This is a genomic window from Pigmentiphaga litoralis (assembly GCF_014651835.1).
GTDB lineage: Bacteria > Pseudomonadota > Gammaproteobacteria > Burkholderiales > Burkholderiaceae_B > Pigmentiphaga > Pigmentiphaga litoralis.
The window spans coordinates 254,078-266,769 of record NZ_BMXQ01000001.1 but is presented as its reverse complement, the minus strand read 5'-3'; the positions used below and the strand labels follow the sequence as shown (position 1 = coordinate 266,769).

General features: G+C 64.9%; 9 protein-coding genes. All 9 read left to right on the top strand.

Annotated features, from left to right (window positions below; translation table 11 throughout):
• Positions 1-301: 301 nt before the first annotated feature.
• The 9 genes from IE116_RS01050 to IE116_RS01010 all read left to right on the top strand — a co-directional run bounded on the left by IE116_RS01050 (position 302) and on the right by IE116_RS01010 (position 12,669).
• Positions 302-1,303, top strand: coding sequence for an ABC transporter substrate-binding protein (locus IE116_RS01050; RefSeq protein WP_229828327.1), 1,002 nt, complete (start codon positions 302-304; stop codon positions 1,301-1,303).
• Positions 1,304-1,424: 121 nt separating this feature from the next.
• A complete protein-coding gene (locus IE116_RS01045; RefSeq protein WP_189609017.1) occupies positions 1,425-2,219 on the top strand; it encodes an ABC transporter ATP-binding protein in 795 nt (264 codons plus the stop codon).
• A gap of 10 nt (positions 2,220-2,229) precedes the next feature.
• Complete coding sequence (locus IE116_RS01040; protein ID WP_189609015.1) at positions 2,230-2,988, top strand: ABC transporter permease; 759 nt, start codon at positions 2,230-2,232, stop codon at positions 2,986-2,988.
• 173 nt (positions 2,989-3,161) lie between these two features.
• Entirely contained in the window at positions 3,162-5,447 is a 2,286-nt protein-coding gene (locus IE116_RS01035) for an ATP-binding protein (protein ID WP_189609013.1), read from the top strand.
• A gap of 2 nt (positions 5,448-5,449) precedes the next feature.
• The gene (locus tag IE116_RS01030) at positions 5,450-5,914 is read left to right on the top strand and encodes a response regulator (protein WP_189609010.1); all 465 of its coding nucleotides are present in this window, start codon (positions 5,450-5,452) and stop codon (positions 5,912-5,914) included.
• A gap of 5 nt (positions 5,915-5,919) precedes the next feature.
• Positions 5,920-7,890, top strand: a complete 1,971-nt coding sequence (locus tag IE116_RS01025; RefSeq protein ID WP_229827945.1) for a hybrid sensor histidine kinase/response regulator — start codon at positions 5,920-5,922, stop codon at positions 7,888-7,890.
• A 14-nt stretch (positions 7,891-7,904) separates the two neighbouring features.
• The gene (locus tag IE116_RS01020) at positions 7,905-8,825 is read left to right on the top strand and encodes a LysR family transcriptional regulator (RefSeq protein ID WP_189609008.1); all 921 of its coding nucleotides are present in this window, start codon (positions 7,905-7,907) and stop codon (positions 8,823-8,825) included.
• A 120-nt stretch (positions 8,826-8,945) separates the two neighbouring features.
• Positions 8,946-10,571: an allophanate hydrolase gene (gene atzF, locus IE116_RS01015; RefSeq protein ID WP_189609006.1), complete on the top strand. Its 1,626-nt coding sequence runs from the start codon at positions 8,946-8,948 to the stop codon at positions 10,569-10,571.
• A gap of 418 nt (positions 10,572-10,989) precedes the next feature.
• On the top strand, positions 10,990-12,669 hold the full coding sequence (locus IE116_RS01010; protein ID WP_189609004.1) for a ShlB/FhaC/HecB family hemolysin secretion/activation protein: 1,680 nt from the start codon (positions 10,990-10,992) through the stop codon (positions 12,667-12,669).
• Positions 12,670-12,692 lie beyond the last annotated feature (23 nt).

The window sequence follows — 12,692 nt, the reverse complement described above, 5'->3', positions numbered from 1 at the left end:
CTGGAAGGCTGAGCCGCAACGATACCGCACTGCCCGGATGGGCGAAGGTGGTGCGCAATGCGTGGTACACAGATGGGCACGGTTCCTGCTTTAACACCTTGCAATACTCTTTGGCACCAGCCTGGTGAGTGCAATGCACCAGGACAGGGACCGCTTCGGCGGGGCCGAGGGGTCACAACCATCCAGAAAACCTGACAGCCGGCGGCACCGTCCAGCCGGCGTGACTTGAGGAACGACCATCATGAAGCATTTCTCCCGCACTCTGGGCCGTCGTGCCGTGCTCGCCAGCCTCGTCGTCGCGATGGCCGGCGCGTGGGCAGCGCCGGCCGCGGCGCAGGACACCAAGATCCGCTTCCAGCTCGACTGGCGTTTCGAAGGCCCCAGCGCGATCTTCCTGGTGGCGGCCAAGAAAGGCTACTTCAAGCAGGAAAAGCTCGACGTCACGATCGACGCGGGCAACGGTTCGGGCGGCGCGGTCAACCGCGTGGCTTCGGGCGCCTATGAAATGGGCTTTGCCGACCTGGCCGCGCTGATGGAATTCCAGGGCAACAACCCGACGGCACCCAACCAGCCGACCGGTGTGATGATGGTCTACAACAACACGCCAGCCGCCGTGTTCTCGCTCAAGAAAGCCGCGATCAAGACGCCCAAGGACCTGGAAGGCAAGAAGATCGGCGCACCGTCGTTCGACGGCGGCCGCCGGTCCTTCCCGATTTTTGCTCAGGCCAACAAGATCGACGACAAGAAGGTGAACTGGGTCAGCATGGAACCGGCCCTGCGCGAAACGATGTTGGCGCGCGGCGACGTGGACGCCATCACCGGCTTCTACTTCACGTCGTTGCTGAACCTGAACGCCCGCGGCGTGAAGGACAGCGACATCGACATCATGCTGTTTCCCGAATACGGCGTGAAGCTGTATGGCAACGCCATCATTGCCGACCGCGCATTCGCCAAGAACAACCCGGAAGCGGTCAAGGGCTTCCTGCGCGCTATCACCAAGGCCACCCGTGACGTGATCGCCGATCCGGCCGCATCGATCAAGACCGTGAAAGAGCGCGACGGCATCATCGACGAGCCGCTGGAACTGAAGCGCCTGCGCCTGGCGATCCAGACGGCCATCGACACGCCGGACGCGCGCGCCGAAGGCTTTGGCGACATCAACCCGGGCCGCATGGCGCTGATGGCCTCCCAAGTGGCCAGCACCTATGCAACCAAGACGCCGGTCAACCCGGACCTGGCCTTTGACCGGTCCTTCCTGCCCGCGAAGGACCTGACCGCCGGCGTGCTGCGCGCCAAGAACTGAGCGAGCGGACCGATCGCACGAAGCACCTTCAGGCAGGCATGCCGGATGTCGGCATGCCGATGATGTTTCCCCGCCGCCCGCCCCGGCCGTTATGCGCGGGGCCACTTTTGCGTAGCTTTCCATGACTCCTTTTGTCGATTTCCAGCACGTCTCGCTGGCCTATACCGACGTGTTGGCCCGCGCCGGCGAATATGCCGTCGAAGACGTGACGCTGTCCATCAATCAGGGCGAATTCGTCGCCATCGTCGGCCCGTCGGGCTGTGGCAAGTCCACGTTCATGAAGCTGACGACGGGCCTGAAGATGGCCACGCGCGGCACGGTCAGGGTCGAAGGCCAGCCCGTGACCGGCCCGCTCAAGATTGCCGGCATGGCCTTCCAGGCGCCCACGCTGCTGCCTTGGCGCACCACCATCGACAACATTCTGCTGCCGCTCGAAATCGTCGAGCCGCATCGCTCCACCTTCCGCGCCAAGCGGGACGAACACATGGCCCGCGCCAGCAAGCTGCTCGCGACCGTGGGATTGTCCGGCTATGAAGACAAGTTTCCCTGGGAACTGTCGGGCGGAATGCAGCAGCGCGCGTCGCTGTGCCGCGCGCTGATCCACGAACCGAAAATGCTGCTGCTCGACGAGCCCTTCGGCGCGCTCGACGCCTTCACCCGCGAAGAGCTGTGGTGCGTGCTGCGCGATTTGTGGACCGAGCAGCGGTTCAACGTGATCCTGGTCACGCACGATCTGCGCGAGGCGGTGTTCCTTGCCGACACCGTGTATGTCATGAGCAAGCGTCCGGGCCGCATCCTGTCGCGCCGCGAAGTCGAGTTGCCGCGCCCGCGCGAACTCGAAACCACCTACACCGACGAATTCAACCGCATCGTTCTTGAGCTGCGGACCCAGATCGGCCACGTCCGTTCGACCTGAGAGCCATTCCATGACCCGTTTCGCCGAACGCACCGCTCCGTTTGCCCTGCTCGTGGCCGTGATCGCCCTGTGGGAGATCATCTGCCGCGTCTTCAACGTTTCCGAATTCATCTTTCCCAGCCCGTCGCAGATCCTGCAAGCCACCATCGACTATGCCCCGGTCATTGCCGGCCACGCGTGGCGCACCTTCTGGGTGACCATGACCGGCTTTGGCATTTCGATCGTGGTGGGCGTGCTGCTGGGCTTCCTGATCGGCAGCTCGCGCATGGCCTACACCGCCGTGTACCCGCTCATGACCGCCTTCAATGCCCTGCCCAAGGCCGCCTTCGTGCCGGTGCTGGTGGTGTGGTTCGGCATCGGCATCGGCCCGGCCATGCTGACCGCCTTCCTGATTTCCTTCTTCCCGATCATGGTCAATATCGCGACCGGCCTGGCGACGCTGGAACCCGAGCTGGAAGACGTGCTGCGGGTGCTGGGCGCCAAACGCATGGACGTACTGCTGAAGGTCGGCCTGCCGCGGTCCATGCCCTACTTCTTTGCGTCGCTCAAAGTCGCGATCACGCTGGCCTTCGTCGGTTCCACCGTGTCGGAAATGAACGCATCCAACGAAGGTATCGGCTACCTGCTGGTGTCCGCCGGGTCATCGATGAAGATGCCGCTGGCCTTCTCGGGGCTGATGGTGATCGGGGTCATGGCCATGGCCATGTACGAACTGTTCGCCGTGATCGAAAAGCGCACAACCGCCTGGGCGCATCGGGGCCAGCGCTGAGCCAGCGCGGCCAGCCACGAGATCGCGGAGCAAAGCTCACCAAATCCTTTCGCATCCGTAACAAGACACACAATTTTTGGCGTCAAAACGTGTCGAAATCGCCAAGGCCGCTGGAGCGTATAAGGGATATTTCTTATCATTAGCGCCTCTCCAAGGCCTTGGCGACATTCTTAGTGACCCAGACGAGTCGAACACTCAGTACGGTCGAACTCGACAACTGCGCAAACGAACCGATCCGCATCCCCGGCAGCGTGCAACCGCATGGCTTTCTGCTGGTGCTGGATCGTGTCTCGCTGGCGGTCGTCCAGACCAGCACGTCGGTCGAGACCCATCTTGGTTTCAAGGCCGAGGCGCTGCTTGGGCGCACGCTGGCCGAACTGATGCAGCGCGACGCCGCGCCGCTGGCCGTCGAGCTTGAACAGCTCACGGCGCACACCGCCACGCCGCACCACCTGAGCACGTCGCTGCGGCATGACGACGGCACCCTGCGCGACTTCGACATGGTCGTCCATGCGATCGACACGCTGTTGTTGGCGGAGTTCGAACCGGCCACCGTGCGCACGCTGGGCGCCGCGGCCATGTACCCGTCGCTGATTTCCTTCGTGACGCAGCTGCAGCAAGCGCGCACCACCGATGCCGTGTGCGAGCTGGCCGTGGCCGAGGTCAAGCGGGTGACCGGCTTCGGGCGGGTCACCGCCTACGCCTTCGACGAGGAAGGCCACGGCCGGGTCAACGCCGAGCGCGTCGATCGGGGGTACGACGCGTTCCTGGGCCTGCAGTTTCCGGCCGCCGACATCCCGGCGCAGGCGCGAGAACTGTATGTGCTCAACCGGATCCGCGTGATTCCGGACGCCCGGTACGTGCCGTCGCGCCTGGTGCCACCGGAGTGGCCTGCTGGCGGGCCGACCGACCTGAGCAACGTGGCGCTGCGCAGCGTGTCGCCCGTGCATCTGGAATACATGCGGAACATGGGCACGATGGCGTCGATGTCGATCTCGATCGTCGTCGAAGGCCGGCTGTGGGGCATGATCTCGTGCCACAACACGGATGCGCTGACGGTGCCGGTACAGACACGCGTCGCCTGCGACCTGCTCGGCAAGATGGTGTCGCTGCAGGTCGAGGCGCGCGAAGCCCATGCCGATACCGGACGCCGGCTGGAACTGCGGCAGTTGCTGGTCCGCATGCTGTCGTCGATGGCCGACCACGACAGTGTGGCGCGCGGGCTGTATCACATGCCCGACACCTTCCTGAATTTTGCGCAGGCGACCGGCGCCGCCATCGTATCGGGCGACGAATGCCTGACCTTTGGCGAAACGCCCGATCGCATGACGATCAAGGCCCTGTGCGCCTACATCGCGGCGCAGCCCGAGCGCGACGTCTTCCACACTGACCGGCTGAGCCTGGTCGAACCGGACTTCGACCCGGTCATCGAACAGGCCAGCGGCGTGCTCGCCGTGTCGATTTCCGAGCTTCACCCGAACTTCATCATGTGGTTCCGGCCGCAACAGCTGCGCACCATCGAGTGGGCCGGCGCGCCGAGCAAGCAGGACGTGCACGAGGAAAACGGGACGCTGCGGCTGCACCCGCGCAAGAGCTTCCAGTCCTGGCAGGAAGAAGTGCGTGGCCAGTCGCGGCCGTGGGATCGCGCCGTGGTCGATGCCGCGGCTGAACTGCGCGCGGCGGTGCTGGGCATCGTGCTGCGCAAGGCCGAAGAGCTTGCCGACATGGCCAACGAGCTCGACCGGACCAACAAGGAGCTTGAGGCGTTTTCGTACAGCGTGTCGCATGACCTGCGCGCGCCGCTGCGCCACATTGCGGGATATGCGGAACTGCTGGATGAATACGAGGGCGGCAAGCTGTCCGAGAAAGGCGTCCGTTTCCTGAGCAACATCGGGGATTCGGCGCGCTTTGCCGGCAACCTGGTGGATTCGCTGCTGACCTTTTCGCAGATGGGACGCAATGCGCTGCGCCCGTCGAGCGTCGACCTCACGCCCGTCATCGACCAGATCGTTCGCGAGTTCCAGCCCGATATCCAGCACCGCGAGATCGAGTGGGAAATCCGCCCCTTGCCGCGCACCTATGGAGATGCGGCGTATCTGCACCTGGCGCTGCGCAACCTGATTTCCAACGCCATCAAATACACCCGCACGCGCGAGCGGGCCCATGTCGAAATCGGCGCCATGCCGGGCGACGGCGAGACGGTGTTCTATGTCAAAGACAATGGCGTGGGCTTCGACATGAAGTACACGCCGAAACTTTTCGGGGTCTTCCAGCGTCTGCATCGTATGGAAGACTTCGAAGGGACGGGCATCGGCCTTGCGAATGTGCGGCGCATCGTGGAACGCCACGGTGGACGCGTGTGGGCCGAAGCAGAAATCGACAAGGGTGCGACCTTCTTTGTCGCGCTCCCGGACCCAGGGTCGGCGAACGCCGGCGCGCGGGTCCAGAAACGAGGTTGAACATGCTCAAACCGATCTTGCTGGTCGAAGACAACCCGCATGACCTGGAACTGACGCTGATTGCGCTCGAGAAAAGCCAGTTGGCCAATGATGTCGTCATCACGCGCGATGGCGAGGATGCGCTCGACTACCTGCAACGCCGCGGCGCCCATGCGAATCGCGACGAAGGCAACCCTGCCGTCGTCCTGCTGGACCTGAAGCTGCCGAAGGTGGACGGGCTCGAAGTGCTCAAGGTGATTCGCAGCGATGCCACGCTCAAGGCGACGCCCGTCGTGATGCTGACCTCGTCGAATGAAGAAAGCGACCTGGTGCGCGCCTACGATCTGGGCGTGAACGCGTATGTGGTCAAGCCTGTGATCTTTCAGGATTTCGTCCGCGCGATCAGCGACCTGGGCGTGTTCTGGGCGGTCTTGAATGAACCGCCTCCCGGGTCGCTGCGGCGCGCCCGCGCCACCGCCAACGGATAAACGAATTGGGCAAAGCCGAAGCCGCGCTGAACACCGGAATCATCCGCATACTGATGGTGGAGGATGCCCCGCGCGATGCCGATCTGTCGCTGCAGCGCCTGGAGCTGGCGAGCCTTGATGTCCAGGTCACGGTGGTCGATACGGCTGACACCTTCATTGCGGCGCTGGACACCGGCGACTACGACCTGGTGCTGTCCGACTTCCACCTGCCCCAGTTTTCGGGGCCGGAAGCGCTGCGCATCCTGATGTCGCGGCCGCAGCACGTGCCCTTCATTTTCGTGTCGGGGGTGCTGGGTGAAGAGCATGCCGTCGACATGCTCAAGGAAGGCGCAACCGATTACGTGCTCAAGCAGCGCCTGGAGCGCCTGCCTATCGTGGTGCGACGCGCGCTGGCCGAGGCTACCGAAAAGCGGTCGCGCCAGGATGCCGAACGCAAGCTGCGCGAGCGGGAAACCTACTTCGGCCAGCTGATCGACGCCTTGCGCGACTACTCCGTGATCGCCATGTCGAACACGGGCGTGATCGAAAGCTGGAACCAGGCGTCGGAATGGATGTTCGGGTACAGCGCTGACGAAGTGCTCGGCAAGACCTACGACATGTTCTTTACGCCGGACGAGACGCCGCGTGGCACGCCGCAGGCGATGTCCCAGGCCCTGTCCCAGGAACTGGCGCTGATCGGCGCCATGCGCAGCACGTCCGAAGAACGATGGCTGCGCCGCAAGAACGGCACGACCTTCTACGGATCGGTGGTGACCACCGCCATCTTCGGCGACGCCGGTGAAGTGCGCGGCTTTTCGCGCATCGTCCGTGACATGACCGACACCCGCGTGGCCGCCGACCTGCTGGAGACTGCGAAGGAACAGGCCGAGAACGCGAACCGCGCCAAGGACCACTTCCTGGCGGTGCTCTCGCATGAACTGCGCACGCCGCTCGGCCCCATCTATGCGGCGGCGCAGGCGCTGGACATGCAGACCGACCTGCCCCCCAAGGCGCGCCGCAGCGTGGGGCTGATCAAGCGCAACGTCGAGATCGAAGCGAGGCTGATCGACGACCTGCTCGACATTTCCAAGATCGTGAACGACAAGCTGACGCTGCACTTCGAGCCCACCGATCTGGTGACGCTGCTGGGCGGCATGGCGGATCTGTTCCGCGACGAAGCGGCGGCCCAGGGCATCGCATTGCTCTATGCGCCCCTGCCGACGCCCGTGATCGTGCAAGCCGACCCCGCCCGTCTGCAGCAGGTGCTCTGGAACCTGCTCAAGAACGCGATCAAGTTCACCCAAAAGGCAGGCACCATCCGCATCACGCTGTTGCCGCCGCGGCGCGGCAAGGTCACGGTCGAGGTATCCGACACCGGCATCGGCATCCAGCAGCAAGCGCTCAAGCGCATCTTCAATGCCTTCGACCAGGGCGACAACGAGCCCGGCGAAATGCGCGGCGGGCTGGGCCTGGGATTGGCGATCGCCAGTTCACTGGCGCAGCGCCATGGCGGCACATTGAACGTGCACAGCGACGGCGTGGGCCGGGGCGCGACGTTTGCCCTGACCCTGGACTATGCGGGCGATGCGCGCGAGGGGGAAACCGGCGCCCGGCCGCCCGTGGCCGCCGGATCGCGGCGTGCACCGGTACGCATCCTGCTGGTCGAGGACAACGCCGATACCGCCGAGGCCATGCAGTTCCTTCTGAGTGAACTGGGCTACGTCGTGAAAGTGGCCGTGTCGGTGGTCGACGCCCGCAACACGCTGGCCTCGAATACGTTCGATGCGCTGGTCAGCGACATGGGCCTGCCCGACGGGGATGGCATCGACGTGCTGCGCATGTTCGATCGCACCGGCGGCAAGCTGGCGATTGCACTGACGGGATATGGCATGGAAGCCGACGTGCAGCGCTGCCTGAAAGCCGGCTTCGATCAGCATCTGACCAAGCCGCTGGACATCGATCGCCTGACGGCGCTGCTTGGCGGCGGGGCGTCCTGATTACACTGGGACGCATGGACCGCTTCAAACAGATCGAAACTTTCGTCGCCGCCGTCTTGCGGGGCAGCCTGTCGGCCGCCGCCCGCCTGGAAGGCGTGGCGCCTGCCGTCATCGGACGGCGCATCGACGCGCTCGAGGCCCGGCTGGGCGTCAAGCTGCTGCAGCGGACCACCCGCCGCATCTCGCTGACGGCCGAAGGCGGCGCCTTCTTTGAAGAATGCCAGCGCATCCTGACGGCCATGGAAGGCGCCGAGAACGCCGTATCGGCCGGCGGCGGCACGCCCAGTGGTGCCTTGCGCGTGACGGCGCCTGCGGGCTTTGGCCGACGCCACATCGCACCGCTGCTGCCTCGGCTGATCGACGCGTACCCCGGCATTACGGTCACGCTGGACCTGAGCGACCGGCTGGTGGACCTGATCAGCGACAACTTCGACTGCGCCATCCGGATCGGCGACCTGGAAGATTCCAGCCTGGTGAGCGTGCGGCTGGCCGACAACCGCCGCATGGTGGTCGCCGCGCCGGCGTATCTGGCGGAGCACGGCACGCCTGACCATCCGGACGACCTGACGCGGCACAACTGCCTGTCGTTCGGCACAGGCGGCAACCAGGCCCGCGGCTGGCTGTTCCGCATCGACGACAAGGTCGTTGCGCACCGGGTATCAGGCAACATGGAATGCACCGATGGTGCGGTGCTGCATGCCTGGACCCTGGCCGGCCGCGGGCTGGCCTGGCGATCGATGTGGGAAGTGGAAGACGACCTGGCGCAGGGCCGCCTGGTGACGGTGCTGGACGCCTACGCCGCGCCGCCCAATGGCATCCACGCCGTCTTTGCGCAGCGCAAGCATCTGCCGCAACGTGTGCGAGTGTTCATTGATCTGCTGCGCACCACCTTCGGGGATCCCGATTACCGGTGGACGGGGTCTGCCGCGGATTGAGGGCGCCGCCGGTGGCGCAGCAAGCACACTGACAGTCCCCTGTGCTTGCTCCTGCGTACAGACTTGTACACAACTGGTACGCGCCTTGCTTGTCAGGATCACCTTTGGAAAGAGAACATCATGTCCGCCTGGATCCGCCATTTCGCTGCCCCGATTCAAACCCTGACCACGGGTCCCCTTGCCAACCGACGCGTTGCGATCAAGGACAACATTGATGTCGCGGGCATCCCGACGACCTGCGGTGCGCCGGAGTTTGCCTACACCCCGCACAAGAGCGCCGATGTGGTGCAGAAACTGCTCGATGCCGGTGCGGCCATCGTCGGCAAGACCAATCTGGACCAATTCGCATGCGGCCTGAATGGCACGCGATCGCCATTCGGCGCCGTGCCCAATGCGCTTCGTCCGGAATATGTCAGCGGCGGATCGAGCAGCGGATCCGCCTGGGCGGTGGCCACGGGCGCAGCCGACATTGCGCTGGGCACGGACACGGCAGGTTCCGGCCGCGTACCGGCGGGCTTCAACAACATCGTGGGCCTCAAGCCTTCGCTTGGCCTGCTGAGCAGCGCCGGGGTCTACCCCGCGTCGCGCAGTTTCGACACCGCCAGCATCTTTGCGCGCACGGTGGCGGAGGCCGTCGATGCGCTGAACGTGATGGTGGCAGGCACCACCCTGCCCTACGACCTGACGGCCATGCCGTCGACGTTTCGGTTCGGCGTACCGGCCGTGCCCGACTTTGCGGACGACACGCTGTCGGAAGCCGCCTTCCAGGCCGCGTGCGCCAAGCTGGTCGAACTGGGCGGCACGGCCGTCGCCATCGATGATGCCCCCCTGAACGAGGTTGCCCAGTGGCTGTACGAAAGCGCGCTGGTGGCCGAACGCTACCAGGCCATCCAGGCGTTTTTCGACGCGCAGCCCGAAGCCGTGATCGAACCGGTCCGCACGATCATTGGCGCGGGCGCCCGGTACAGCGCGGCCGACGTGCTCGAAATGCAGATCCGGCTGGAAGAGGCACGCGTGCGCCTTGCGCCGATCTGGCAGGACATCGACCTGCTGGTGGTGCCTACCGCGCCCACGCATCCCACCATCGAACAGATGCTGGCCGACCCGATCGGCGCCAACCGCCGCCTGGGCCGCTACACCAACTTCGTCAACCTGCTGCAATGGGCGGCGCTGGCGGTGCCGGCGTCGATGCGGCCCGACGGCCTGCCCTTTGGCATTACCCTGATCGGCAAGGGCGGTTCCGACTGGCGGCTGGCCCAATTGGGACAGCGTTTCCACCACGCCACTGGCCTGACGCTGGGCGCAACCGGAGAGCCGCTCCCGGAACCCCGTGCGATTCTTCCCCCCATGCCGCTCAGTTTGCCGATTACCGTCGTCGGCGCGCATCTGACCGGCATGCCCCTGAATTGGCAGCTGACCGACCTGGGCGCGCAGTTCGTGGAAGCCACGACGACTGCGCCGACCTATCGCCTGTATGCCCTGCCCAATACCGTGCCGCCCAAGCCAGGCCTGGTGAAGGTGGATGAGGGCGGCGTGGCCATCGCCGTGGAAGTATGGCAACTGCCGCTGACGCAGGTCGGCGCCTTTCTGAAGCAGGTGTTGGCGCCGTTAGGCATTGGCAGCCTGACGCTGGCCGATGGCAGCCAGGTGCACGGTTTCATTTGCGAGCCGTGGGCAGTCGAGGGCGCGCAAGACGTATCGTCCTTTGGCGGGTGGCGCGCGTATGTGACAAGCCTGAAGCGCTGATCGCTGACACACCGATGACCCCCTTGTGAGCCGGCCGGGTGAGTAGGATGCCTACTCCCCGCCGGCTTTGTCACATCTGGAAATAGGTCGCTGCAGTCGCGCTGCGGTATGAACTCGCGTTATCTTAAGGGTAAGCCTGTAGTCCTAGTTCTTACGCATGAGATGCGGCTAGCAAACAGAGTGTTGCTTTGGCGACGAAATGTAAAAAATGCTCGGCGATTCAACGGCTTAGCGCGCGTCCATAAATATATCCAGGAAATGGCGTCGATACAGGCAGTTACCAGATTGCAACTTTTTACCTAGGGTATACCCTTAACCTCTGCGCGTAATTTTTCGTACGAACTCTCACGCATTGCCAATGTTGGCCGATTAACCTTCAAACGCATTTTCACCTTACGCCCACGCGGCAGGAGCTGTTTTGAAGGTCCAGACATTCGCCGGTTCGGCATTGCTTTGCATTTCCACCGCCGCCCTTGCCCAGGCGGTTCCCGATGCCGGTACGCTTCTGCGAGGCATCGAACAGCAGCAGCCACGAACCCCCGCACCTGCGCCTGACGCAGCCCCCGACCGCCCCACTCCTTCCGCCACCCCCATCGGCACCTCCTTCCAGCTGCAGCGTGTCGTCCTGCAAGGCGTGAGCCTGATGGACGAAGCGGTCCTGATGAACAGCCTGTCGGGCCTCATTGGCCAGCAAGTCACCCTGGCCGATCTGGAAAAAGCCACCCAGGCGATCATGGAAAGCTACCGCGCGTCGGGCTACCTGGCCCGTGCGTTTCTGCCGCCGCAAAAGATTGCCGATGGCACCGTGATCATCCAGGTCATCGAAGGCCGCTTTTCATCGGTGCGCGTGGAAGCCGGCGATCCGCCTGCGCGCTTCGATGCGGACCGCGCCGCACGCTACCTGACGTCGCGCCAGCAACCTGGCCAGCCCTTCCGCAGCGATGCGGTCGAACGCGCCATGCTGCTGCTCAATGACCTGCCGGGTGTGCAGGCCAGCGCCACGCTGGATGCGGGCAGGCAGCTGGGCGATACCGACCTGATCCTGCGCCTGGCAGACGGCCCCCGCGTGGACGGCTTTGTCGATGCGGGCAACACCGGCGCGCGCAGCACCGGCGAATTCCAGGCATCGGGCGCACTGAACCTGAACAATCCGCTGGGGTTCGGCGACCAGGCCAGCGTTCGGGTCCTGGCCAGCGAAGGGTTGAAGTATGGCCGCGTCGCCTACGTGGCCCCGGTCGGTGTCGAAGGTCTGAAGCTGGGCGTGAACGCATCGCGGCTCGACTATGAACTCAAAGGCGACTTTTCGCGCCTGAACGCGGAAGGCGATTCGACCACCGCCGGCCTGACGGCCAGCTACCCGCTGCTGCGCGGCCGCCTGCACAACCTGAATCTGGTCGGCGCCGCCGACCAGCGCGATTACGACAACGAAGCGCAGGGCCTGACCGTCAGCGACAAACGCACGCGTACGGTCAGCGGCGGCGTGACCGGCAGCCGGTATGACAGCTTCCAGGGCGGCGGCCTGACGGCCTACTCCGCCATCGTGACGGCCGGACGCCTGCGCCTGAATGACCCGGGCAGCTCGCAGACCGATGCCATCGGCCCGCGCGCGGCAGGCAGCTACCAGAAGCTGTACTGGAACGTGACCCGTCAACAGACCCTGACCCCGCGCCTGGCATTGACCGCCGCCCTGACCGGACAGTTCGCGAGCGACAACCTGGATTCGTCAGAGAAGTTCTATCTGGGTGGTCCGGCCGGCGTGCGTGCCTATCCGGTCAACGAAGCCGGTGGCGACGAAGGCTGGCTGCTGAATGTCGACGTGAACTACCGCGTGACGCCCGAGTTCCGCCTGACGGCATTTGCCGACACGGGGTCGGTCCGCACCGCCCGCAACGGCTATGCCACCTTCACCGGCCCGCGCCGCGTGCAGTTGTCGGGTGCGGGGGTTGGCGCGGGCGCAAGCCTGGCCGGCTGGAATGCCCGCCTCAGCATTGCCTGGCGCATCGGTGACAACGAGCTGGCCAACCCGGCCAACGGCAAGGACACCGACGGCACCCGCCATGTGCCACGCATCTGGCTGCAGGTCGCCAAGGCCTTCTGACCCCGGCACCGCGCGCACTGAAT